The following is a 24213-nucleotide window of genomic DNA, read 5'->3' as shown; positions in this document are numbered from 1 at the left end:
CCCTTTTTCACCGATTCACGGAGACAACGCCATGACCATTCCCGGCATCCACCCCGACAACCAGGTCCCCGAGCTCAAGGACTACAACGTCTACACCAGCGACCCCGCGCTGCGCGGCGCGGTGGGGCGCGGCGGCGCCGCCTGGCGCGACGACGAGCTGGTGCGCCAGGGCGCCGAGTACGGCGCCGAGGCCACGCTGCGCGCCGCCGAGGACGCCAACCGCCACGAGCCCGAGCTGCACACGCACTCGCGCACCGGCACGCGCATCGACAGCGTGCAGTTCCACCCCGCGTGGCACACCATGATGTCGATCGCGCGGCGCAACGGCATCGCCAACCTGCCGTTCTTCGACGAGCGGCCCTCGGCCTGGGTGGGCTACGGCGCCTCGCTGTACATGCACAGCCAGATCGAGTCGGGCTCCACCTGCCCGACCACCATGACCAAGGCCTGCATCCCCGTGATGCGCCGCAACGCCGCGCTGTACGCCGACCTGCGCGACAAGCTCGCCGCCCACGTGCACGACCCACGCGACATCCCGCTCGAAGGCAAGACCTCGATGACCGTCGGCATGGGCATGACCGAGAAGCAGGGCGGCAGCGACGTGCGCACCAACACCACGCGCGCCGTGCCGGCCGGCAGCGGCCCGTGGGGCGAAGAGTTCCTCATCACCGGCCACAAGTGGTTCTTCTCGGCGCCCATGTGCGACGGCCACCTGGTGCTGGCCAAGACCGACGAGCACGGCTCCTCGTGCTTCTTCGTGCCGCGCTGGCGGCCCGACGGCAGCAAGAACGCGATCCACATCCAGCGCCTGAAGGACAAGGTCGGCAACCGCTCCAACTCCAGCAGCGAGGTCGAGTTCAAGGAGGCCTGGGGCGTGCTCGTGGGCGACGAGGGCCGCGGCATCCCGACCATCATCGAGATGGCCACCGTGACGCGGCTGGACTGCGCGCTCGCCAGCGCCGGCTTCATGCGCCAGGGCTTCGCGCAGGCGCTGCACTACACGCGCAACCGTTTTGCCTTCGGCAAGGCGCTGGTCGACCAGCCGGTGATGACCGAGCTGCTGGCCGACATGGCGCTGGAAACCGAAAGCGCCACGCTGCTGGCGATGGAGCTGGCCGCGCGCTTCGGCTCGCCCGCGCCGCTGGACACGGCCTGGCGCCGCCTGCTCACGCCCGCCGCCAAGTTCTGGAACTGCAAGCGCGCGGTGGCGCTCACCGGCGAGGCGATGGAGGTGTTCGGCGGCAACGGCTATGTGGAAGACGGCCCGATGGGCCGCCTGTTCCGCGAGGCGCCCGTCAACTCGATCTGGGAAGGCTCGGGCAACGTGATGTGCCTGGACGTGCTGCGCGCCGTGTCGCGCAACCCCGACGACGCGCACCTCGTGCTCGACCACCTGCAGGACGTGACCGCCGGCGAAGCGCGCCTGCAGGCCGAGGTGCAGGCCCTGCGCCAGATGGTGCAGCTGGCGCCGCAGGACCTGGAACGCCAGGCGCGCCGCTTCACACAACGGCTGGTGCGCGCGGCGCAGGCCGGCCTGATGCTGCAGCACGCAAGCCCGCTCGCGGCGGCCGCGTTCGTGTCCAGCCGCTTCGATCCCGACTGGGGCCCGGTAACCGGCATCAGCGCCGGCACCAGCGACCCCGGTGCGCTGGTGCGCGCCGCCTGGCACTGAGCACGCGGAGACAACCCGGATGGATTTCGTTTCCCTGCTCGACCAGCACGCCCGCACCCAGCCCACCCACGAATGCCTGCGCGCCGCAGGCCGCGCCTGGACTTACGCCGAATTCGCCGAGCTCTCGCGCCGCGCCGCCACCGTGCTGCGCGACCAGGGCGTGGGCGCCGGCGACAAGGTGGCGCTGCTGTGCTTCAACACGGTCGGCTTCGTCGCCGCGATGTTCGGTGCCTGGCGCCTCGGAGCGGCCGTGGTGCCGGTCAACCACAAGCTGCAGGCGCCGGAGATCGACTACGTGCTGGCCCACGCCGGCGTGCGCCTGTGCGTGGCCGACGGCACGCTCGCCACGCAGATCGCCGCGCGCATCGCGCACCGCTGCGACTGGCTCGCGACCGACAGCGGCGCCGACGGCCTGCCGATGTTCGACGACCTGGCGGCGCAGGCCGCGCCGCTCGGCGATGAGGCTCCGGCGCCCGGCACCGACACGCTGGCCCAGGTGCTCTACACCTCGGGCACCACGGGCAAGCCCAAGGGCTGCCTGCACAGCCATCGCAACGTGTTCATGGCGGCGGTGTGCACGGCGGCGGGCATGTCGCTGTCGCGCAACGAGCGCGCGCTGGTCGCGATGCCGGTGTGGCATTCGTCGCCGCTCAACAACTGGCTGCTGGGCACGCTGCTCATGGGCGGCACCGTGGTGCTGCTGCGCGAGTACGCGCCCAAGGCCTTTCTCGACACGCTGGCCGAAGAACGCATCACCTTCACCTTCGGCGCGCCCATCGCCTTCCTGGCGCCGCTGTCGGTGGTGCCCGACGTGCAGCGCTACGACTTCAGCGCGATGCGCCTGTGGGCCTACGGCGGCGGCCCGCTCGGTGCCGACATGGCGCGCAAGCTCGCCCACAGCTACCGCAGCGACCGCTTCGTGCAGGTCTACGGCATGACCGAATCGGGCCCGCTGGGCACGGTGCTCTACCCGGAAGACGCGATCGCCAAGGCCGGTTCGATCGGCCGTGCGGGCGTGCCCGGCGTGGCCATCGAGGTGCACCACCCCGACGGCCGGCGCTGCGGCGCGGGCGAGGTCGGCGAGATCCACCTGCGTTCGCCGGCCGTGATGCAGGGCTACCTCGACAACCCGCAGGCGAGCGCCGAGGCCTTCGACGCCCAAGGCTGGTACCGCACGGGCGACCTGGCGCGGGTGGACGAGGACGGCTTTTTGTTCATCGTCGACCGGCTGCGCGACATGATCATCACGGGCGGTGAGAACGTCTATTCGAAGGAAGTGGAGGATGCGCTGGGCGCCCACCCCGACGTGCAGGACGTGGCCGTCATCGGCCGCCCGCACCCCGAGTGGGGCGAGACCGTGACGGCGGTGCTGGTGGCGCGCGGCGGGCGCGCACTGGAGGCGCGCGAGCTGGTGCGCTTTCTCGAGGACCGGCTGGCGCGCTACAAGATCCCGCGCATCTTCGAAGTGCGCGAGAGCTTGCCGCGCACGGCGACGGGCAAGCTGCTGAAGCACCTGTTGCGCGACGCGGCGTGAGCGTTGGGCAGTGCAGTCGTTGATCGACCGGCACAACGACAGCGCTCAGCGGGCGCAGGACACTGGGTGCTTCCCGCAGCGAAATCAAGGAGGAGGCCGCAGGCCGGGGGACATTCGCGGAGGGAAGTATCCGGTGGCCTGTGCACGCGCCCCGAACAGCAACACTCAGCGCCGCAGCAGCGCCTGCCGCAGCAACCGCGCCGCCCGGTTGCGAATGCGCCCCTGCATCTCGCGCATGCTGGTGCGCGGTGCCACGCGGGCGGTGGCGCAGGCCCACAGGAAGTCGTGCAGGATCGGTGTGTCGTCCACGGTCTCGGTGCTGCCGTACTTGTGGAACTCGGGGTGCCACTGGGTCGCCGCGATGTAGCCGCGCCCCTTTTCAGGCCGGCGGCGGATCGCCTCGGGCACGCGGTCGGGCAGGCTCCAGGCCTCGATCTCGAAGCCGGGCGCGAGCCCCTTGATGCCCTGGTGGTGGATGCTGTTGACGCGCGCCGTGCGCACCTCGGGGTACAGCTTCGCCAGGCGCGTGCCTTCGACGATCTCGATCTGGTGGAAGTTCTGGTCGTAGGTCACCGGGTCGCGGTGGCGCAGCGTCTCGGGGTGGCCGTGCTGCTCCTCGATGTCCTGGTAGAGCGTGCCGCCGAAGGCCACGTTGATCAGCTGCAGGCCCCGGCACACGCCGAAGATCGGCTTGCCGGCCTGCTCGAAGGCCTCGACCAGCGCAAGGTCGTACAGGTCGCGGATCTGGTCGCCGATCCAGGCGTCTTTCAGGGGCTCCTCGCCGTAGCTGCCGGGCCAGACGTCGGCGCCGCCGTGCATCACCACGCCGTCGAGCCACTCGGCGTAGTGCGACAGCTTGGTGTCGCCGCGCGCCGTCTCGCCCGTGGGGCAGGGCACCATCACCACCATCGCGCCGGCCGACATGAGCCAGTGGGCGATCGATTGTTCGACGTACTGCAGCGTCTTGTTCGTGAAAAGCGAGCGGGCCGGGTCGGCGTGCGAGAAGCAGGCGGACAAGCCGATCTTGAGCCGGGCGGCGACAGGCTGAGACATGTCGATGGGTTCCCTGTGGACAAAGTTCATTGTGCGCCCATCGAACTTCGGTCGTGTGTCAGCCGAACCCCCGAAGTATGCTGTGCGGCGCATCAGGAGACACGCATGAAGACGATCAAGGGGCCGGGCATTTTCCTGGCCCAGTTCGCGGGCGACACGGCCCCGTTCCACTCGCTCGACGCCATCGCCGGATGGGCCGCGGGCCTCGGCTACAAGGGCGTGCAGATCCCCAGCTGGGACACGCGCCTCATCGACCTCAAGCGCGCCGCCGAGAGCAAGACCTACTGCGACGAGATCAAGGGCACGTTGGCCGGCCACGGCCTGGAGATCACCGAGCTCTCGACCCACCTGCAGGGCCAGCTGGTCGCGGTGCACCCGGCCTACGACGCGGGCTTCGACGGTTTTGCGGCGCCCGAGGTGCGCGGCAACCCCGTCGCACGCCAGCAGTGGGCGGTGCAGCAGCTGCACCACGCGGCCAAGGCCTCGGCCAACCTCGGGCTCACGGCGCACGCGACTTTCTCGGGCGCGCTGGCCTGGCCGTACCTGTATTCGTGGCCGCCGCGCCCGGCCGGCCTTATCGAGGAAGCCTTCGACGAGCTGGCGCGCCGCTGGCGCCCGATCCTCGATGCCTTCGACGCCGTGGGCGTCGACGTGGGCTACGAGATCCATCCCGGCGAAGACCTGCACGACGGCGTGAGCTACGAGATGTTCCTGGAGCGCGTGGGAAACCACCCGCGCGCCTGCCTGCTGTACGACCCGAGCCACTTCGTGCTGCAGCAGCTCGACTACCTGGCCTACATCGACCACTACCACGAGCGCATCAAGCTCTTCCACGTGAAGGACGCCGAGTTCAACCCGACCGGCAAGCAGGGCGTGTACGGCGGCTTCCAGAGCTGGATCAACCGCGCCGGGCGCTTCCGCTCGCTGGGCGACGGGCAGGTCGACTTCAAGGCCATCTTCTCGAAGATGGCGCAGTACGACTTCCCGGGCTGGGCGGTGCTCGAATGGGAGTGCTGCATCAAGCACCCGGAAGACGGCGCGCGCGAAGGCGCCACGTTCATCCGCGACCACATCATCCGCGTGGCCGACCGCGCCTTCGACGACTTCGCGGCCGGTGGGGCGGACGTGGCGGCGAACCGGCGGATGCTCGGGATCTAACTCGTCGAGCGGATCGCGTCGTCGAGGATCGCGAGGCCGCGATCGATTTCCTCCGGCTTCACGTTCAGCGGCGGCGCGATGCGCCACACCGCGGCCATGCCGCCGACGGCCACGATGTTCATGCTCAGGCCGCGCGCCATGCAGGCCTCGGTGATGGCCCGGCCGCGCTCGGCGTCGGGTTCGCGGGTCTCGCGGTCTTTCACCAGCTCAACGCCCTGCAGCAGGCCGTGGCCGCGCACGTCGCCGATCACCTCGTGCCGCGCCTTCAGCGTGGCCAGGCCCCGGCTCAGCCGCTCGCCCATGGCGGCGGCGCGCTGGTTGAGCCCTTCTTCCTCGAGCACGTCGAGCACCGCCAGCCCGACCTCGGCCGGCAGCGGGTCGGACACGTGCGAGGTGACGTGCACGAAGCCCTTCTCATGGCAATCTTGTTCGATCGCTTCGCTGGTGACCGTGGCACCGATCGCGAGGCCGCCGCCCAGCGTCTTCGAGACGGTGAGGAAGTCGGGCACCACGCCAATTTGCTCGAACGCGAAGTTGCTGCCCAGGCGGCCGAAGGCGGTCTGCGCTTCGTCCAGGATGAGCAGCATGCCGCGCTCGCGACACTTGGCCTGCAGCTTCGGGAAGTAGCCGGCGGGCGGCACGATCACGCCGCCCGAGCTCAGCACCGGCTCGGCAATGAAGGCCGCGAGCGAGCCGCTGGACTGCGCATCGACCATGTCGAAGCCGACATCGAGGCAGGTGGTGTCGCAGGCGTCGCGGCAATGGCGGATGGGGCAGCGGTAGCAGTTCGGCGCGGGGATCGACATGGTGCCGGGCTTGCGCGGCCCGTAGTCCACGTGGTGCCGGCCCGCGAAGGTGAGCGCGGCCATGCCGCCGTTCACGCCGTGCCAGCCGCCGTTCAGGCCCACGATCTCGTAGCGGCCGGTGGCCACGCGGGCCATGCGCGCGGCAGCCTCGTTGGCCTCGCCGCCGGTCGATAAAAACAGCGATTTCGACAGCGACGACGGCAGCATCGCCGCCAGCCGCCCGGCCAGCGCCGGCACGGCCGGCCCGACGAAGCCGCTGTACAGGTGCAGCGCGCCCTCGCAGGCCTTCTCGATGGCCGCGACGATGCGCGGGTGGTTGTGGCCGATGGTGGCGCACATCTGGCCCGAGGTGAAGTCGAGGATCTCGCGCCCCTGCGCATCCCACAGCGTGGCGCCGCGCGCCTTGACGATGACATGCGGGCTCAGCCCCATGCCGTAGCGCACGAGATGCTTGCTGACCACGGGGTCGTAGGTTGCGCCTTCGGCCATCGGATGCTCCTTGTTCGTCGGGGGAGCCCCAGCGTAGCCATCGGCCGCGAAATCCGGTGTCGTTGTGCGGGCCCGAAAACGAAGCCGATTGCGCGCACCTTGCGCCACACTGGCGGCACCATGAAAACCGGCACCCTCGATCGCATCGACCAGTGCATCCTGGCCGAACTGCAGGCCGACGCGGGCCTGCAGAACCAGACGCTGGCCGAGCGCGTGAACCTCTCGCCCTCGGCCTGCCTCAAGCGCGTGCAGCGGCTGCGGCGCGCGGGCGTGATCCGCGAAGAAGTAGCCATCCTCGATGCCGCGCGCGTGGGATTCCCGGTGCTGGTGATCTCGCGCGTGTCGCTGCGCAGCACCACGCGCGAGGCGATCCAGGCCTTCGAGCGCAAGGTGCATGCGCTGCCGCAGGTGCTGCAGTGCCACTGCGTGGCCGGCGAGACCGACTTCGTGCTCGTGATCTGCGCGCGCTCGCTGCCCGACTACCAGGCCTTCGCACAGGAGCAATTGGGCGACGCGCTGGAGCTGGAGAACTACTCGAGCGACATCGTGCTGTCGACCACCAAGTTCACGACGCGGCTGCCGCTGGACAGCGCCTGAGCCGACGCGCTACAGCAGGCGCACCAGCCGCCGGATCGCGCCGTCGATCTGCGGCTCGGCGATCAACCCGAAGCCGAAGGCCAGCCCGTTGGGCGCGTCGGGCGCCTGCGGATCGAGCGCGAAGCGCGACAGCGGCGGCAAGGTGATGCCGGCCGCCGCGGCACGCTCGACCACCACATGGTCGCGTGCGCCGCCGTGCAGCCACGCCGACAGGTGCAGGCCGGCATCGGACGGGATCGCCTCGAGCCGGCCCGCGCCGTGGCGCGCCAGCGCGTCGAGCAGGGCGCTGCGCCGTGCGCCGTACAGCTTGCGCATGCGGCGGATGTGGCGCGCCAGATGCCCTTCGGCAATGAAGGCCGCGAGCGCCTCCTGCCCGAGCACCGGGCCGTGCCAGTCGGCCAGCTCGCGCGCCCGCACCAGCGCCGCGCGGGCCCAGGGCGGCGCCACCACGAAGCCCAGGCGCAGCGCGGGAAACAGGCTCTTCGAGAAGGTGCCGACGTAGAACACCGAGCCGGCGCGGTCGAGCGTCTGCAGCGCGTCGAGCGGGCGGCCGGCAAAGCGGAACTCGCTGTCGTAGTCGTCCTCGATGAGCACGGCGTTGCGCGCCCGCGCAAAGGCCAGCAGGGCGGCCCGGCGCGGCGGCGACATGGCCACGCCGGTGGGAAACTGGTGCGAGGGCGTCACGCAGACCACGCGCGCCTCGGGCGGGATGCGGTCCACGCACAGGCCTTCGTCGTCGGTCGGCACCGTGACCACCTTCGCGCCGGCCGCCAGCATGGCCTCGCGCAGCGAGGGATAGAACAGCTGCTCGACCGCCACCACCGTGCGCCCCGGCACCACCAGGATGCGCGCCAGCAGCCCGAAGGCCTGCTGCGCGCCGGCCGTGACCACGATGTCGTCGGCCGTGCAGCCGACCGCGCGCGTGAACGACACGTGCGCCGCGATCGCCTCGCGCAGGGCGCCCTGGCCCTGGGGGTCGGCGTAGTCGGCGGTCTGGCGCGCCACGCGGCGCAGCGCGCGGTCGGACAGGCGGCGCCAGATGTCGAACGGAAAGGCGCCGACGTCGGGCAGGCCGACGCGGAAGTCGTCGCGCGCGGCCCGCGGCTGCAGCGTGGGGGCGAGGTCGGCCCCGGGCACGTTCAGCGGCACCAGCCGCGGATCGCGCCGGGGCGAGGCGCCCGCCTCCTTGGGCGCGGCCCGGCCGCGCCGCAATGCGGGCAGCGTGTCGGCCACGAAGGTGCCGGAGCCCGGGCGCGCCAGCAGGTAGCCCTCGCTCAGCAGCAGGTCGTAGGCCGCCAGCATGGTGTTGCGCGACACGCCCAGCCGCTGCGCCAGCGCGCGCGTGGCGGGCAGGCGGGCGCCGGGCTGCAGCCGGCCGTCGAGGATGGCGTCGCGCAGCTGGCGGTGCAGCGCGCGCAGCAGGTCGCGCGAACCGGCGACCGGCAGGCGCAGGGCAAGCTCGAAAAGTGGCTCCATGATCTTTGCCGATTGTGGTTCTTTTGAAGAGCCGCCTGCAATCCTATTCTGGAGGCCTTGGAACACCGCCCATGGAGTCCTTCACCATGCACACCGCTCCTGAAACCTCACAGCAACAACCGCCGGCCGAACGCCTGCCGCTGGGCCTGGCCTGGCTCGCACTGGGCGCTTTCGCCATCGGCACCGAAAGCTTCATGGTCGCCGGCCTGCTGCCGGTGCTGGCGGCCGACCTGCAGGTCAGCGCCGCGCAGGCCGGCCAGCTGGTGCTGCTGTTCGCGCTGAGCTATGCGATCGGCTCGCCGCTGATGGCCGCGCTGCTCGCGCGCTTCGGGCGCCGCCCGCTGCTCATCGCCAGCCTGGCGACGTTCGCGGGCCTCACGGCGGCGGCCTCGATGGCGCACGGCATCGCGCAGCTGGCCCTGGCGCGCATCGCGCTCGGGCTGGTGGCGGGCGTGTTCCTGCCGACGGCCAGCGCGGTGGCGGCGGCGATGGTGTCGCCCGCGCTGCGCGGCCGGGCGCTGGCCATCGTGACCGGCGGCGGCACCGTGGCGGTGGCGCTCGGCGTGCCGCTGGGCGCCTGGATCGCGGGCTGGGGCGGCTGGCGCACGGCCTACCTGCTGATCGCCGCGGTGGCGGCGCTGGCCACCTGGGGCCTGTTCGTGGGGCTGCCGCGCACGCTGGCGCAGGCCCCCACTGACGCGGCCCCGCGCACCTCGGCCTTCGCCGTGGCGCGCGAACCCGGCGTGGCGCCGGCGCTGCTGGCCACCGTGCTGTGGGCCACGGGCGGCTTCAGCTTCTACACCTACATCGCGCTGTTCCTCGGCCACACGCTGGGCTTCGGGGCCGAGGGCGTGGGCGCGGTGTTCTTCGCGATCGGCGTGGCCGCGGCGCTGGGCACCGCGACCGGCGGCTGGGCCACCGACCGTTTCGGCGCCGACCGCATGGCGCGGGGCTTCGCGCTGGCGCTGGTGGTGATCATGGGCGGGCTCTCGTTCGCCGCGCAGATGCTGCCGCGCGGGCTGGCGCTGCCGCTGATCGTGGGCCTGTCGGCGCTGTGGGGCTTCGCGGGCTGGGGCTTCGGCCCGGCGCAGGCGGTGCGGCTGATCCGCCTGGCGCCCGAGCGCGCACCGATGACGCTGTCGCTCAACGCCTCGGCGGTCTACCTGGGCATCGCGGCGGGCTCGGGGCTGGGCGGCGCGACCATCGCGTGGTTCGGCGTGAGCGCGGTGGGCTGGGTGGGCGCCGCCGCCCAGCTGGCGGGGCTGGTGCTGCTGTGGCGCGCGGCGCGGCGGGCCCGGTCGGCCGCGCCTGCGGCGTCATCGGCGCCGGCCTGCGCCTGATCCTGCGGCGGGTTGCTATATTTTCAATAGCTGACTTGGCAGAATGGACGGCCCTTCGGGGCCTTTTTCATGCGGGCGTTGTTTTTAAGACAAGCAACTGTCATGCCCTGCAAGCTATAATGTCGGGTTCGTTTCGATACCACGACGAAGAATTTCGTCACCCCCGCCGGCCGATCTGCGTTGCCATCTGAATCCGGGATCCAGGATTCATCAGGCTTCTCGTTTCCAGCCCTCGGGCCACGCCGGCTTTCACAGTGTGTTGGAGCGCCAGACCGGGCGCCCATGAATGCCACCACTGCCTTCGTTCCTGTTGAAGCGAATCGCGCGTGCGGCGCGTCCGTTCTCACTAATTTTTCGGCATTGCGCGCCCCGCACCGGCACGCAGCGCCCCAGGCTTCATGGACACTTTCGCAACAGCATCGCGGTGGGCAGGTTTCTGCTTCCCGCACCGCAACGACAGATTCCTGGACGCCGGCTGACCCGCCGGCCGACTGAAACCAACACGCCCATCTTCATCTCCAACACACATCGAACGATTCAGAGGTAATCACACATGCCCAAGGAAGAACTGATCGAAATGAACGGCGCAGTGACCGAAGTCCTGCCCGACTCGCGCTACCGCGTCACGCTCGACAACGGCCACCAGCTGATCGCCTACAGCGGCGGCAAGATGCGCAAGCACCACATCCGCATCCTGGCCGGCGACAAGGTCTCGCTCGAGCTGTCGCCCTACGACCTGACCAAGGGCCGCATCACGTTCCGTCACCTGGAACGCCGCGGCCCTCCGCCGACCAACTCGGGCAACAACACGCCCCGCCGCTGAGCGACGCCCGGCCGGCCTTGCAGAGCGCCCTCCCGGAGGGGGCCCTGCAAGGCCTTTGTCTTTTCCGGGCCGTCACTTTTTCCCCTTTGCGTTTTCCTGTCTGTCTGTCTCCGGCTGCCGAACGATGAACTCCACCACCTCCCCAGCCGGCGGCCTCCAGGCCGAACCCCACGGCTTTGCCACGCTGGCGCTGTCGCCCCAGATGCTGGCCAACCTCACCCAGCTCGGCTACACGCAGATGACGGCCATCCAGGCCGCCGCACTGCCGCCCGCCCTGCTCGGCAAGGACCTGATCGCCCAGGCCAAGACCGGCAGCGGCAAGACCGCCGCCTTCGCGCTGGCGCTGCTGTCCAACCTGAACCCGCGCCGCTTCGCCATCCAGGCGATGGTGCTGTGCCCCACGCGCGAACTGGCCGACCAGGTCACGACCGAGATCCGCCGCCTGGCGCGCGCCGAAGAAAACATCAAGGTGGTCACGCTGTGCGGCGGCGTCGCGCTGCGCGGGCAGATCGCCAGCCTGGAGCACGGCGCGCACATCGTGGTGGGCACGCCGGGCCGCATCATGGACCACCTGGAGCGCGAGAACCTCGACCTCTCGGCGCTCAACACGCTGGTGCTCGACGAGGCCGACCGCATGCTCGACATGGGCTTCTTCGACGACATCGTGAAGGTGGCGCGCCAGTGCCCCAAGGAACGCCAGACGCTGCTGTTCTCGGCCACCTACCCCGAAGGCATCGCCAAGCTCGCGCAGCAGTTCATGAAGAACCCCGAGCAGATCACGGTGCAGGCCCAGCATGAAGGCAGCAAGATCCGCCAGCGCTGGTACCAGGTGAAGGACAGCGAGCGGCTGCACGCCGTGAGCCTGCTGCTGGACCATTTCCGTCCCGTGAGCACGCTGGCCTTCTGCAACACCAAGCAGCAGTGCCGCGACCTCGTCGACGTGCTGCAGGCGCAGGGCTTCAGCGCGATGGCGCTGTTCGGCGAGCTGGAGCAGCGCGAGCGCGACCAGGTGCTGGTGCAGTTCGCCAACCGCAGCTGCTCGGTGCTGGTGGCCACCGACGTGGCGGCGCGCGGCCTGGACATCGCGCAGCTCGAAGCCGTGATCAACGTCGACGTGACGCCCGACTCCGAAATCCACATCCACCGCGTGGGCCGCACCGGCCGCGTGGGCCAGCAGGGCGGCTCGGAAGGGCTGGCGCTGAACCTGGCCAGCATGAACGAGATGGGCTTCGTCGGAAAGATCGAGCTGCTGCAGGGCCGCGAGTCCGAATGGCACCCATTGGCCGAGCTCACGCCCGCCAAGGGCGCACCGCTCACGCCGCCCATGGCCACGCTGCAGATCGTCGGCGGGCGCAAGGAAAAGATCCGCGCCGGCGACGTGCTGGGCGCGCTGACCGGCGACTGCGGCTACACCAAGGACCAGGTCGGCAAGATCAACGTCAACGAGTTTTCGACCTATGTCGCGGTGGACCGCGGCATTGCCGAAGAAGCCGCCCGCAAGCTCGGCAACGGCCGCGTGAAGGGCAAGAGCGTCAAGGTGCGCCTGCTGACACCGCAGTCGACCTGACATCCCTCCCATGCTCCTGTTTGGGCGCTTGGCAGACGAAATCTGCCGATGTGGCCTAATCGGGGGTCGAACATCTTTTTTATCCGAGCTTTCCATGCCCAAGAAAATCCGTACCGAAGCCGACCGTCTTGCCAGCCCGAAGCCGACGCCCATGCCCGGCTACACCGTGCCGCGCAACGGTGGCGGCCAGAAGATCAGCCTCGAGCGCGGCACCGCCACGCGCAGCAAGAAGAACCCGGGCAAGCGCCCGAGCAAGGGCGGCTGATCCAGCCCCCGCGGCTCTTTCTTCGGAGCCACGACGAACGCGCCCCCGGGCGCGTTTTGTCATTGGGGCCTGCCCTGCATCACGCGCTGCCATGTCCGACGACAACCAGATCTACATCCCGCCCTCGTTCTTCGCGGTCTACAGCGACACGCGTCAGCGCCTGAGCGAGCCGATCGACGTGGTGCGCGCGCGCTACGAGATCTGCGAAGACCTCGCCGGCCACCTCGTGGGCCATGCGCAGATCCAGCACCACACCGAGGTGCCGGTCGAAAGCGAGATCCTGCGGCGCATCCACGCGGGGCTGGTGACGCCGGAATCGGGCGTGTCGGTGCCCGAGGCCGGCTGGATCGTGCAGCGGCTGGCCGAGCTGCTGGGGTGGGAAGCGCCCGAGATCGCCGAACCGGCGGGCGACTAGCCCCCGCGCGCCTCACCGCGCCGCGAACCGCTCCAGCAGGAAGTCGACAAAGGCGCGCGTCTTCGCCGCCAGGTGACGCGAGGGGTACACGGCGTACACCGGCGTGCGGTCGGCCTCCCAGTCGGCGAGCACGGCTTCGAGCCGGCCCGCCGCCAGCTCCTGTTCGACATAGATGCGCGGCACCAGGCTCAGGCCGAAGCCCGCGAGCAGCGCGTCGCGCACGGCGATGCTGGAGCTGACCTTGTAGCGCCCGTCGATCGGCACCGCCACGCTGCGCCCGGCGCGGCGGAAGGTCCATTTGTTCGCGTGGCCCGACAGCGTGAACTGCACGCACTCGTGGGCCTTCAGGTCTTCGGGCGCGGCGGGCCGGCCGTGGGCCGCGAAGTAGCCGGGCGCACCGCACAGCACGTGGGTCATGGTCATGAGTTCGCGCGCGACCAGGCTCGAATCTTCCAGTCGGTCGCTGCCGCGGATCGCGAGGTCGTAGCCCTCGCCGATCAGGTCGGTGCGGGTGTCCTGCAGGTTCAGCTCGAGCCGCAGGTTGGGGTGGCGCGCCATGAAGGCGGGGATGTGCGGCGAGATGCAGGTCAGCGCGAAGGTCAGCGGCGCGCTCACGCGCAGCACGCCGCCCGGGCTCGCGCCCACGGGCGCCAGCGCGGCGTCGGCCTCGTCCAGGTCGTCGAGGATGCGCGCGAGCCGCTCGACGTAGGCTGCGCCGGCCTCGGTGAGGCTCATGCTGCGCGTGGTGCGGTTGATCAGCCGCACCTTCAGGTGCGCCTCCAGCTCGGCGATGTTCTTGCTGACTGCCGCGGCCGACAGCCCCAGCTGCCGCGCGGCGCCGGCGAAGCTGCCCGCCGCGGCGGTGGTGCGAAAGACCTTGAGGGCGGTGAGATGGTCCATGGGCCGGCGCTCGATTGACGACTGTCAGTAAAGAATCAATTCATTATTCGAGCATTCACAACCACGGGTCAACGCCCTAGATTCGAGCCATGACCTCCCGCACCACCGACCTCCTGCTCACCGCGATCGCGCCCGCGGTCTGGGGCAGCACCTACATCGTGACCACCGAGCTGCTGCCGGCGAACTACCCGCTGACGGTGGCGCTGCTGCGCGCGCTGCCGGCGGGCCTGCTGCTGATGCTCATCGTGCGCCAGCTGCCGCCCCGGGCGTGGTGGGGGCGCATCCTGCTGCTGGGCGCGCTGAACTTCTCGGTGCTGTGGGCGATGCTGTTCCTGGCCGCCTACCGGCTGCCGGGCGGCGTGGCGGCCACCATCACCTCGGTGCAGCCGCTGTTCGTGGTGTTCCTCGCCGGCCTGCTGCTGGGCGCGCCGGTGCGCGCGCTGTCGGTGGCGGCGGCCGTGATCGGCATGGGCGGGGTGGCGCTGCTGGTGCTCACGCCGAACGCCACGCTCGATGCGCTGGGCATCGCCGCGGCGCTCGCGGCGGCCGTGTCGATGGCCTTCGGCACGGTGCTCAGCCGCCGCTGGCAGCCGCCGGTGTCGGCGCTGACCTTCACGGCCTGGCAGCTGACGGCCGGCGGCCTGCTGCTGTTGCCGGTGGCGCTGTGGCTGGAACCGCCGCTGCCGGCGCTCACGGCGATGAACTGGGTCGGCTTCGCCTGGCTCGGCCTGGTCGGCGCCGCGCTCACCTACATCGTGTGGTTCCGCGGCGTGGCGCGGCTGGAGCCCTCGGCGATCGCGCCGCTGGCCTTCCTGAGCCCGGTGACGGCGGTGATCCTGGGCTGGGCGCTGCTGGGCCAAAGCCTGTCGGGCTGGCAGATGGCGGGCATCGGCATCGTGATCGCGAGCATCTGGCTGAGCCAGCAGGCGCAGCGCGGTGCGCAGCCGGTGGCGGCGGTGCAGCCCGCACCGAGTCGCTGAGATTTCAGCCCACAGGGGCGGCGCGGCGCAGCAGGCTCAGGTAGCCCGGCTGCACTTCCATGCGCGCGGTCGCGCCCCGGCGCTGCAGCAGGCGGTGCGCCTTCGGCAGCGCCCAGCAGGGCAGGTTGGTGAACATGTGGTGCTCGCAGTGGTAGTTGACCCAGTAGGGCGCCACGAAGATGCGCTCGAGCCAGCCGGCGTGCGTGGTGCGCGCCTGGCGCAGCGGATCGGCCTCGTTCTGCGCCACCAGCGCATGCTCGGCGATGTTGCGCACGCGGCTCACGAGCGGCAGCCAGGTCGCCATCGGCAGTAGCCACATCGCCACCCAGGCCCACCAGAAGCCCGCCACGGCGAAGGCCAGCAGGCCCAGGCCGTTGCCGACGAGAAAACGCCGGTCCTTCGCCAGTTCGCGCCCGAACACGCGCAGCGCCGATTCGCCCGGCGCACGCTGGCGCAGGGCGTCGGCGATGTGGCCGAAGCGCTGCTTGTAGAAAGTCTGGCCGCTGAGGTCGCGCACGACCTTGCGCCACATCGAGTCGCGCGAGATCGGGAAGGGCGCCGACAGCACGAGGTCGGGGTCTTCGGTCTGCTGCACGAAGCGGTGGTGCTGCAGGTGATACGGCCGGTAGTCGCGCAACGTGGGCGAGCACAGCCAGTAGCCGACCCAGTCGTTCACCTTGCGATTGCGGTGCAGCCCCGCGTGCGCGGCGTCGTGCATGAGGATGAACAGGCCCAGCTGGCGCGTGCCGACGATCGGCACCATGAGCGGAATCGTCCACGGCCACACGATGCCCACGAGCATCGCGGCGCCGATCACGCCCCAGCAGTGCGCCACCAGCCACAGGCCTCGCCAGGACGAGCGTGCGGTGAGCGATTGCCACTCGTCGGGGGCGAAGAAGTCTTCGGGTCGAGCGCGGGGTGCAGCGGCCATCGGGCCAGTATGCGGCGAAGGCGCCGGCAGATCACGCGTAGTTCCCCGGTGTGGGCGCGGGCAGGCGAGGCCCTTCGGACTACTTGTCGATGATTTTCCGGGCGAAGACTTCGAGGTAGTCCATGAGCCGCTCGGCGCCCGCGATGGCCGCGGCCTCGTCGCCGGTGGCGATGCCCTGCGCCAGTTCGAGGTGCGCGTTCGCGCCTTCGACGATCTCGCCCTCGTGCTGGTAGGCGTACCAGAAGCGCCGGCACTGCACGATCAGCGGCACCACCGCCTTCACCGCCGAATCGTTGTGGCTCGCCTGATGGGTGACGAGGTCGAGCGCGCGGTCGGCCTGCATGTAGTCGTTCAGGTCGCCGCGGCCGGCGGCCTCGACCATGGCCTCGGCGCAGCGCACGATGGCCTGGCGCTGCGGCGCGGTGGCGCGGCGCGCGGCGCAGGCCGCGATCAGCTGCTCGAGCACGCGGCGGGTCTGGATCACGTCCAGGTGGTCGGCCAGGTCGATGGTCGACACCAGCAGGCCACGGCGCGGCTGCTGCACGATGAGGCCGATCGACACCATGCGCATCAGCGCCTCGCGCACCGGCGTGCGGCCCAGGCCCGTGCGCTCGGCCAGCTCGGCCTCGACGATCTGGCTGCCGGGCTCCAGCTGCATGGTGGACAGCAGCGCCTCGATGGCGTCGTAGGCCAGGTCGGCCGCGCGGCGCTTGGGCGGGGGTCGGGGAGCGGTCTTCGGGGCGGCCATGGTGGGGGTGTGGATGTGCTCGTGCGTGTGCGGATGCGTGGCCGTCATTGTCGGGCGTCGCCGGGGGCTGCAAGCCCGGCCAGTGTCTCGATGCGGACCGGCACCAACGGCGGGCGCGGCGCAGGCGGCGTCCAGCCGAACAGGAACTGCGCCGCGTCGCCGCACACGCGCCCCTGGCAGGCGCCCATGCCGCAGCGGCGGTGCAGCTTGGCATCGGTCCAGCCGGTGCAGGCCGAGAGCGCGGAAAACGGCACGTCCTCGCAGCGGCACACGAGCGTGTCGGGCCGGGGCAGGGCCTTGAGGTCGTCGGCCAGCGCGAAGCGGCGGTGCAGCTGCGCGGCGAAGGCGTCCCAGCGGGCGCGTTCGCGTTCGTGGGTGCGGGCCTTCGCGGCCTCGCCGACGGCCGCATGACCGGCGATGGTGCCCTGCACCAGCGCACGCTCGCTGCCGCCGAAGCCGGTGCATTCACCGGCCGCGTAGATGCCCGCGACGCTCGTGGCCTGCAGCGCATCGACCGCGAGCCCCGGCGCCGCCAGCGCGCAGCCGAGCAGCTGGCCCAGCTGCGTGTTGGGCGTGAGGCCGAAGCCGCAGGCGATGCGGTCGCAGGCCATCTCGACCTCGCGGCCGCCTTGGCGCAGCCGCACCGATTCGACGTGCGTCGCGCCCTGCGCCGAGACCACGCGCGACGCCGTGCGGTAGCGCGCATCGGCCAGCGTGAGCGCCTGCACGGCCTTGCCGGGCCAGCGCACGAGGCTCGCACCGAAAGCCGCGACCGAGGCGAACGAGGCCTGCTCGGCGATGCGCAGCACCTGCGCGCCCGCTGCCTTGGCCGTGGCGGCGGCGGCCAGCAGCAAGGGCCCGCTGCCGGCGATGACGATGCGCTCGCCCTCGACCGGCAGGCCGGCCTTGATCAGCGCCTGCAGGCCGCCCGCACCCGTCACGCCGGGCAGCGTCCAGCCGGGGAAGGGCAGCAGCAGTTCGCGGGCGCCGGTGCACAGGATGAGCTTTGTCCATCGCATGCGTGTCGCGCCCTCGGCGTCTTCGAGCAGCAGTTCATGCGCAGCAGGCGCAGCGACCACACGTGTGCCGCTGCGCACGCGCAGGTTCGCGTGGCGTGCGAGCGCCTCGCGCCAGCGGCGTGCCTCCGGGGGCAGCGACGCGCCGGGGCCGTCGCGCCAGATCTGTCCGCCGGGCGCGGGGTTGTCGTCGATCACCACGACCGACGCGCCGCTGGCCGCCGCCGCCACGGCCGCGGCCATGCCCGCGGGGCCCGCGCCGACGACCAGCACATCGCCGGTTTCAAGCGTGACGCCGCTCATGCCGTGGTCTCCACGCGCATGCCCTCGGCGCACACGGTCTGGCAGGCGAGCCGTCGCCGCCCGTCGATCTGCACGCGGCATTCCTGGCACACGCCCATGCCGCAGAACGGCGCGCGCGGCTGGCCCGTGACCGAGGTGCGCGCCGCGCCCATGCCGCCGGCCACGCGCAAGGCGGCGGCGACCGAGCTGCCCGCCTTCACGCGCACGGGCTGGCCATCGATGTGCAGCAAGGTCTGATCGCTCATGCCCTCTCCCGCAGGCCGCGCGGCGCATACGGCGCGGCGTCGAAATCGGGCGCCGTGCCGGTCATCAGCGCCGCGAGCACGTGCGCGCTGCCCGGCGCCGTGGTCACGCCCAGCCCTTCGTGCCCGGCGGCGAGCCAGAGCTTCTCGCGCCATGGGTGCCTGCCCAGCAGCGGCAGGCCGTCGGGCGAGGCGGCGCGCAGGCCGGTCCACGCGCGCACGGCGTTCAGGTCGGCGAGCCCCGGCAGGTAGTCGAGCGTGCGTTGCAGCATGCGCGCGAGCATCGGCGCCTCCACGGCCAGATCGGTCGTGTCGAACTGGCGCGACGAACCCACCAGCAGTTGCCCCGTGGGCCGCGGCTGCACGTTGAAGGCGACCGAGTCGCCGTCGCTGTGATGCGCGCTGGTCACGTAGCCGAGCTCGACGAGCTGGTGGCGCACCGTGCCCGGGTAGCGGTCGGTGATGAGCAGGTGGCCCTTCTTGGGGCGGATCGGCAGCTCGGGGCACAGCGTCGTCGCCTCGATGCCATTGGCGAGCACGACCTGCGGCGCGGTGCGGCGGCTGCCATCGGACAGGCGCAGCGTGCCGTCGTCTTCGATGGCCTCGACCTTCGCGTGCTCGACCTGCACCAAGGCCGCGTGCTGCGCGAGCAGCCAGCGCGCCGCGTTCGGCGCATAGAGGATGCCGTCGCCCGGCACTTCGAGCGCGCCCGACAGGCCGGGGCGCAAGGCAGGCTCGGCGCGCGCGAGTTCGGCCGCGCCCAGCAGCCGGCTCTCGATGCCGAGTGCGCCCAGCCGCTGCTGCTTGCGTTCGGCCTCGGCCATTTCCTCGTCGTTCGCCGCGATCCAGAGCGTGCCGCAGGGGCTGTAGGCGCAGTCGGCGCCCAGGCGCGGCGCGAGGGCGCGCCATTGCGCGACCGAGTGGCGGCTGAGTTCGAGCTCGGCCGCGTTGTCGTCCATCACCACGAGGTGGCCCATGCCCGCGCCGGTGGCACCGCCCAGTCGCGCGTCGAGCACGCGCACGCGGCGCCCGGCCTGCGCCAGCGCATGGGCACACGCCGCGCCGACGATGCCGGCGCCGATGACGATGACGTCCGCGTCCATGCGCCCCGGTGTCAGAGGCGGATGCCCCAGCCGAAAGGGTCGTTGTCGTCGATCAGCAGCGTGGCCTCGGCACTGATGTGCGCGCGGCCGCGCAGCGTGGGAATGACCTGGTCGCCGTCCATCGCGTAGCTCGCCTCGAAGACGCTGCCGATCACGCTGGCCTGCCGCCACACCGCGCCCGGCGCGAGCTTGCCGTCGGCCGCGAGGCAGGCGATCTTGGCGCTGGTGCCGGTGCCGCAGGGCGAGCGGTCGTAGGCGTTGCCGGGGCACAGCACGAAGTTGCGGCTGTCGGCGCCTTCGTCGTCGTTCGCGAAGAGTTCGATGTGATCGATCTCCGCGCCGTTCGCGCCCGTGATGCCCTGCGCCGCCAGTGCCTTGCGCAAGGCGGCGGTGTAGTCGGTCAGCGCCGCGAGGTTGTCGCTCGCCACGCGCTGGCCGTGGTCGCTCACGAGGAAGAACCAGTTGCCGCCCCACGCCACGTCGCCGCGCACGGTGCCGTGGCCCGGCAGCTCGACCGCCACCTGGTGCAGGTGCCGGTACGCGGGCACGTTGCGCACGCTCACCGAGCCGTCGGCATGCAGCGTGGTCGTGACCGTGCCCACGGGCGTCTCGATGCGGTGCTCGCCCACGCCGATGCGTCCCATGTGCGCCAGGCTCGCGACCAGCCCGATGGTGCCGTGGCCGCACATGCCCAGATACCCGGCGTTGTTGAAGAAGACCACGCCGGCCGCCGCCTCGGGCGACACCGGCTCGCACAGCAGCGCGCCGACGACGACGTCGCTGCCGCGCGGCTCGAGCACGGCCGCTGCGCGCCACTTGTCATGTTGATCGGCCAGCAGCGTGCGGCGCTCGGCCATGGAGCCTTTCCCCAGATCGGGAAAGCCGCCGATCACAAGGCGCGTGGGCTCGCCGCCCGTGTGCGAGTCGATGACCTGGATGCGTTGCATGGGTGTGGGGCTCACTCAGTAGCTGGCAATGGGCACGGGGGCCGCGTTCTTGAAGGTGAAGACGGTGATGGGCGCCTGCTTCATGTTGCCCTTGTCGTCGTACGCGTAGGTGGCGGCCACGCCCTTGTAGGTGGCCTTGTAGAGCTCGGCGCCGACCTTGTCGGGGTCGATGGCGTTGGCCTTCTTCATCGACTCGCCGATGAACAGCACCTGGTCGTAGTACGAGGCCGCGTACGCGTCGGGATCGACGTTGAAGCGCTTCTTGAACTTCTCCTTGAAGGCCGGGCCGCTTTGCGCCTTCTCGAGCATGGAGCCGCCCTGCGCGCAGAACACCAGGTCGTTCACCGCGTCGCCGCCGATCTTGCCGGTGGCCGGGCTGCACACGGTGTCGCCGCCCAGCAGCTTGCCAGGCACGGCCAGCTGCTTCATCTGGCGCGCCATGGGCGCGGCTTGCGGCGCGTAGCCGCCGAAGAAGATCGCCTCGGGCGCCTTGCCCTTCATGTTGGTCAGGATGGCGGTGAAGTCCACGGCCTTGTCGGTGGTGAACTCCTGGCCCACGATGGTGAGGCCCTGCTTCTTCGCTTCCTTGGTGAACTCTTCGGCGAGGCCCTGGCCGAAGGCCGTGCGGTCGTCGATCACGCCGACCTTCTTCACCTTCAGCTCCTTGGCCGCGTACACGGCCATGGCGCCGCCGATCTGGTTGTCGCTGGCGATGATGCGGTACAGGTTCTTGTAGCCGCCCTGCGTGACCTTCGGGTTGGTGCCCACGGTGGACACCAGCGTGCCGCCGTCGCTGTAGATGCGCGAGGCCGGAATGGCCACGCCCGAGCAGTACGGGCCCATGACGAACTTGACGCCGTCGTCGACGAACTTCTGCGCCACGCTGACGCCGGTCTTGGCGTCGCACTGGTCGTCTTCGGAGACCAGCTCGAACTTCAGCGTCTTGCCGCCGACGCTGAGCTTCTTCGCGTTGAGCTCCTCGATGGCCAGGCGGATGCCGTTTTCATTGTCCTTGCCCGCGAAGGCGTTGGGACCCGACAGCGGACCGCTGTGGCCGATCTTGACCACCTGCTCCTGGGCCTGCGCGGGACTGGCCACGGCCAGGGCGACCAGGCCCGCGAGACTGAGTGAGGAAACCATGCCTGCTTGTGACTTCATGCTTCTTCCTAGGGTTGGGAACAATGAAAAACGACAGAGCCCTTGTGCATGGAGACCTGTCTCAGTTTAAATATATTAAGTACATATCTTGTAGATATCTGTGGGGCAAGCGCTCTTTCGGTCGCTGGGGTTCTGTGATATCTGTGAACGAACGGGCCGTTCGGGGCGACGATCCCGCCGACGGGGCACCTTGCTCCGCGAATGTCCTCCGGCCTGCGGCCTCCCCCTTGATTTCGCTGCGCAAGGCACCCCATCGACGTGATCGGGTCAGTGCGGTGGTTGATCAGCGGAGAACCAGCAGCGTGTCCCGTGCCCGGGACACTGGGTGCTTCCCGCAGCGAAATCAAGGAGGAGGGGCGCAGCCCCGGGGGACATTCGCGGAGGGAAGTACCCGGTGGCCCGGGCACGCGCCCCGAACAGGAGCACCCACCCGGACAACAACAAAAGGTCAGTCGACCTTCGCCCCCGAAGCCTTCACCACCGCCCCCATCGCATCCCAATCCGCACGCAGCAGCTTCTGGAAGGCTTCGGCACTCTGGCTGCGCGGCTCCACGCCCAGGCGCTTGAAGCGTTCCTGGATCGCCGGATCGGCCAGCACCTTGTTGGCCGCCGCGTTGATGCGCTCGACCTCGGCCTTCGGCGTGCCCGCCGGCGCCAGCAGGCCAATCCACGAATCGAAGGCGTAGCCCGGCAGGCCGCTCTCGCCCACCGTCGGCAGCTTCGGCAGGAAGGGGCTGCGCGACTGGCCCGTGGAGGCCAGCAGCTTCATGCGCGCGTCGTCCTGGAAGCCCATCACGCCGATGCTCGACGAGATCACCGCCTGCACGCGGCCCGCCAGCACCTCGTTCACGGCCTCGCCGGTCGACTTGGTCGGGATGTGCGTCATCTGCAGGCCCGCCTTCGCGAGGAACGACGCCATCGCCAGGTGCGTGGCACTGCCGTTGCCGGCCGAGGCGTAGTTGTACTTGCCGGGGTTGGCCTTGACCTCCTTGATGAAGTCGGCCGTGGTCGCCACGTTCATGCCGCTGGCCACCGCCAGCACATAGCCCGCATTGCCCACGTTGGCCACGCCGACGAAGTCCTTCAGCGGGTCGTAGGGCAGCTTGCTGTACAGGAAGCCCGCGATGTTGTGGCTGGCCGCCGCCAGCACCAGCGTGTTGCCGTCGGCCGGCGCCTTGGCCGCCACCGCGGCGCCCACCGTGCCGCCCGCGCCCGCGCGGTTCTCGACGATGGCGCTGCCGCCGAGCGCGACGCCCAGCTCGTTGTTGAAGGCGCGCGCCACCGTGTCCTGCACGGCGCCCGTGCCGAAGGGCACGATGATGTGGATCACGCGCTGCTGCGCGTGCGCGGCGCCAAGGCCGCCCAGGGCCACGGCGGCTGCAAGCGCAGCCAGCGAACGTCGGGTGAACAGGGGAAAAGTCATCGAGGTGGCCGCTTTCATCGTCAACAAAAAAGTCGTTTTTCAGGTGCCCGACGGCAGCCAACGCTGCACCAGCTTCACGAAATAGCTGGCACCGATCGGGATGATCTCGTCGTTGAAGTCGAACGAGGTGTTGTGGATGATGCAAGGGCCGGGCCCGTGGCCATCGAGCCGGTGGTCGCCGTCGCCATTGCCCAGGAACGCATAGCAGCCCGGCCGCGCGAGCAGCATGTGCGCGAAGTCCTCGGCGCCCATCACGGCGGGAAAGTTGTCGGTGACCATGTCGTCGCCCACCACCTCGCGCATCACGCCGGCGGCAAAACGTGCTTCGGCCGGATGGTTCACCGTGGGCGGCGAAGAGCGGTTGAAGTACACCTCGGCCGTGCAGCCATGCGCCGCCGCCACGCCGGCCGCCACTTCGCGCAGTCGCGCCTCGAGCTTGTCGATGGCTTCGATGGAAAAGGTGCGGATCGTGCCGCCCACCGTCGCCACATCGGGAATCACGTTCGGCGCGTCCGAACCCTGCAGCTGCGTGACCGCCAGCAGTGCGCGCTCGGTGCTGGGAATGGTGCGCGCCACGATGGTCTGCAGCTGCTGCGCCAGCGTGACCACCGCGGCCACCGGGTCGATGCCGGTGTGCGGCATCGAGGCGTGCGTGCCGCGCCCGCGCACGGTGATCTTGTAGGTGTTGCTCGACGCCATCAGCGCGCCTTCATTGAGCGCGAAGCGGCCCACGTCGCCGACGGGGAAGTTGTGCAGCCCGAAGACCGCGTCGCACGGAAAGCGCTCGAACAGGCCCTCGTCGATCATCTTCTTGGCGCCGGCCTTGCCCATCTCTTCGGCGGGCTGGAAGATGAAATGCACGGTGCCGTCGAAATCATCCGGCCCTTGTTGCGACAGGTGCCAGGCGGCGGCCAGCAGCATCGTCGTGTGGCCGTCGTGCCCGCAGGCGTGCATGCGGCCGGGGTTCGTCGACTTGTGGGCGAACTCGTTGGCTTCGTGCAGCGGCAGCGCGTCCATGTCGGCGCGCAGGCCGATGGAGCGCGTGCCCGTGCCCTTGCGCAGCACGCCGACGAGGCCCGTGCCCGCGATGCCGCGGTGCACCTCGATGCCCCATTCGGCCAGCAGGCTCGCCACCTTCTCGGAGGTGCGGTGCTCCTCGAAACCGAGTTCGGGGTGCGCGTGGATGTCGCGCCGGATGTCGATGAAACGGGTGGCGTGGGCGGCGAAGGCGTCGACGAGATTCATGGCGGGCGGCTGCGGGATCGTT

The 24213-nt window shown here is 70.5% G+C and carries 23 protein-coding genes; 10 read left to right on the top strand and 13 right to left on the bottom strand.

The features are described 5' to 3' along the window. Positions 1 to 31 precede the first annotated feature (31 nt). A complete protein-coding gene (locus AC1RAA_RS19795) occupies positions 32 to 1672 on the top strand; it encodes an acyl-CoA dehydrogenase family protein (protein WP_492730178.1) in 1641 nt (546 codons plus the stop codon). Between the two features lie 19 nt (positions 1673 to 1691). Then, positions 1692 to 3206: a class I adenylate-forming enzyme family protein gene (locus AC1RAA_RS19790; RefSeq protein WP_492730176.1), complete on the top strand. Its 1515-nt coding sequence runs from the start codon at positions 1692 to 1694 to the stop codon at positions 3204 to 3206. A gap of 165 nt (positions 3207 to 3371) precedes the next feature. Here the strand turns inward: AC1RAA_RS19790 and AC1RAA_RS19785 are convergent, their stop codons facing one another. After that, a complete protein-coding gene (locus tag AC1RAA_RS19785) occupies positions 3372 to 4259 on the bottom strand; it encodes a gamma-glutamyl-gamma-aminobutyrate hydrolase family protein (protein WP_095948354.1) in 888 nt (295 codons plus the stop codon). 105 nt (positions 4260 to 4364) lie between these two features. Here AC1RAA_RS19785 and AC1RAA_RS19780 point away from each other — a divergent pair, with 105 nt between their 5' ends. Continuing rightward, complete coding sequence (locus AC1RAA_RS19780) at positions 4365 to 5417, top strand: sugar phosphate isomerase/epimerase family protein (protein ID WP_159274174.1); 1053 nt, start codon at positions 4365 to 4367, stop codon at positions 5415 to 5417. Here AC1RAA_RS19780 and AC1RAA_RS19775 read toward each other — a convergent pair. Beyond that, positions 5414 to 6712: an aspartate aminotransferase family protein gene (locus AC1RAA_RS19775; protein WP_492730174.1), complete on the bottom strand. Its 1299-nt coding sequence runs from the start codon at positions 6710 to 6712 to the stop codon at positions 5414 to 5416. The genes AC1RAA_RS19780 and AC1RAA_RS19775 overlap by 4 nt on opposite strands. Before the next feature lie 120 nt (positions 6713 to 6832). Here AC1RAA_RS19775 and AC1RAA_RS19770 point away from each other — a divergent pair, with 120 nt between their 5' ends. Then, positions 6833 to 7309 (top strand): Lrp/AsnC family transcriptional regulator, encoded by a 477-nt coding sequence (locus AC1RAA_RS19770; protein WP_070063380.1) that lies wholly within the window; start codon positions 6833 to 6835, stop codon positions 7307 to 7309. Positions 7310 to 7318: 9 nt separating this feature from the next. Here the strand turns inward: AC1RAA_RS19770 and pdxR are convergent, their stop codons facing one another. Continuing rightward, positions 7319 to 8785, bottom strand: a complete 1467-nt coding sequence (pdxR, locus tag AC1RAA_RS19765; RefSeq protein WP_492730172.1) for a MocR-like pyridoxine biosynthesis transcription factor PdxR — start codon at positions 8783 to 8785, stop codon at positions 7319 to 7321. 86 nt (positions 8786 to 8871) lie between these two features. Here pdxR and AC1RAA_RS19760 point away from each other — a divergent pair, with 86 nt between their 5' ends. The 5 genes from AC1RAA_RS19760 to AC1RAA_RS19740 all read left to right on the top strand — a co-directional run bounded on the left by AC1RAA_RS19760 (position 8872) and on the right by AC1RAA_RS19740 (position 13195). Then, complete coding sequence (locus AC1RAA_RS19760; protein ID WP_492730170.1) at positions 8872 to 10125, top strand: MFS transporter; 1254 nt, start codon at positions 8872 to 8874, stop codon at positions 10123 to 10125. A 553-nt stretch (positions 10126 to 10678) separates the two neighbouring features. Beyond that, on the top strand, positions 10679 to 10948 hold the full coding sequence (gene infA, locus AC1RAA_RS19755) for a translation initiation factor IF-1 (protein ID WP_062482563.1): 270 nt from the start codon (positions 10679 to 10681) through the stop codon (positions 10946 to 10948). A gap of 124 nt (positions 10949 to 11072) precedes the next feature. Beyond that, positions 11073 to 12515, top strand: a complete 1443-nt coding sequence (gene dbpA / locus AC1RAA_RS19750) for an ATP-dependent RNA helicase DbpA (RefSeq protein ID WP_070063311.1) — start codon at positions 11073 to 11075, stop codon at positions 12513 to 12515. 94 nt (positions 12516 to 12609) lie between these two features. Continuing rightward, positions 12610 to 12780, top strand: a complete 171-nt coding sequence (locus tag AC1RAA_RS19745) for a hypothetical protein (protein ID WP_167395080.1) — start codon at positions 12610 to 12612, stop codon at positions 12778 to 12780. A 91-nt stretch (positions 12781 to 12871) separates the two neighbouring features. Beyond that, the gene (locus tag AC1RAA_RS19740; protein WP_492730168.1) at positions 12872 to 13195 is read left to right on the top strand and encodes a hypothetical protein; all 324 of its coding nucleotides are present in this window, start codon (positions 12872 to 12874) and stop codon (positions 13193 to 13195) included. Positions 13196 to 13207: 12 nt separating this feature from the next. Here the strand turns inward: AC1RAA_RS19740 and AC1RAA_RS19735 are convergent, their stop codons facing one another. Further along, on the bottom strand, positions 13208 to 14095 hold the full coding sequence (locus AC1RAA_RS19735; protein WP_369630696.1) for a LysR family transcriptional regulator: 888 nt from the start codon (positions 14093 to 14095) through the stop codon (positions 13208 to 13210). 89 nt (positions 14096 to 14184) lie between these two features. On the opposite strand from AC1RAA_RS19735, the gene AC1RAA_RS19730 reads away from it, so the two are divergent. Further along, positions 14185 to 15075, top strand: a complete 891-nt coding sequence (locus tag AC1RAA_RS19730) for an EamA family transporter (protein WP_492730166.1) — start codon at positions 14185 to 14187, stop codon at positions 15073 to 15075. Positions 15076 to 15079: 4 nt separating this feature from the next. Here the strand turns inward: AC1RAA_RS19730 and AC1RAA_RS19725 are convergent, their stop codons facing one another. From AC1RAA_RS19725 to AC1RAA_RS19685, 9 genes are all read right to left on the bottom strand, one after another. Continuing rightward, a complete protein-coding gene (locus AC1RAA_RS19725; RefSeq protein ID WP_492730165.1) occupies positions 15080 to 16006 on the bottom strand; it encodes a fatty acid desaturase family protein in 927 nt (308 codons plus the stop codon). Positions 16007 to 16085: 79 nt separating this feature from the next. Then, positions 16086 to 16802 (bottom strand): GntR family transcriptional regulator, encoded by a 717-nt coding sequence (locus tag AC1RAA_RS19720; protein ID WP_492730163.1) that lies wholly within the window; start codon positions 16800 to 16802, stop codon positions 16086 to 16088. Next, a complete protein-coding gene (locus AC1RAA_RS19715; protein WP_492730161.1) occupies positions 16799 to 18073 on the bottom strand; it encodes an FAD-dependent oxidoreductase in 1275 nt (424 codons plus the stop codon). The genes AC1RAA_RS19720 and AC1RAA_RS19715 overlap by 4 nt, the downstream gene beginning before the upstream one ends. Beyond that, on the bottom strand, positions 18070 to 18318 hold the full coding sequence (locus tag AC1RAA_RS19710; RefSeq protein WP_492730159.1) for a (2Fe-2S)-binding protein: 249 nt from the start codon (positions 18316 to 18318) through the stop codon (positions 18070 to 18072). Before AC1RAA_RS19710 ends, AC1RAA_RS19715 begins: the two co-directional genes overlap by 4 nt. After that, complete coding sequence (locus AC1RAA_RS19705; protein WP_492730157.1) at positions 18315 to 19418, bottom strand: NAD(P)/FAD-dependent oxidoreductase; 1104 nt, start codon at positions 19416 to 19418, stop codon at positions 18315 to 18317. The genes AC1RAA_RS19710 and AC1RAA_RS19705 overlap by 4 nt, the downstream gene beginning before the upstream one ends. A gap of 11 nt (positions 19419 to 19429) precedes the next feature. Then, on the bottom strand, positions 19430 to 20365 hold the full coding sequence (locus AC1RAA_RS19700; protein ID WP_492730155.1) for a 4-hydroxyproline epimerase: 936 nt from the start codon (positions 20363 to 20365) through the stop codon (positions 19430 to 19432). 15 nt (positions 20366 to 20380) lie between these two features. Continuing rightward, positions 20381 to 21523 (bottom strand): branched-chain amino acid ABC transporter substrate-binding protein, encoded by a 1143-nt coding sequence (locus AC1RAA_RS19695; protein WP_095948363.1) that lies wholly within the window; start codon positions 21521 to 21523, stop codon positions 20381 to 20383. A gap of 448 nt (positions 21524 to 21971) precedes the next feature. Next, positions 21972 to 22946 (bottom strand): tripartite tricarboxylate transporter substrate-binding protein, encoded by a 975-nt coding sequence (locus tag AC1RAA_RS19690; RefSeq protein WP_307695287.1) that lies wholly within the window; start codon positions 22944 to 22946, stop codon positions 21972 to 21974. Between the two features lie 39 nt (positions 22947 to 22985). Continuing rightward, on the bottom strand, positions 22986 to 24191 hold the full coding sequence (locus AC1RAA_RS19685; protein ID WP_492730153.1) for a M20 aminoacylase family protein: 1206 nt from the start codon (positions 24189 to 24191) through the stop codon (positions 22986 to 22988). Positions 24192 to 24213 lie beyond the last annotated feature (22 nt).

The sequence above is a fragment of the Variovorax sp. GW823-FHT04F07 genome (genome assembly GCF_058795995.1).
This window is presented reverse-complemented; position numbering and strand designations above follow the sequence as displayed.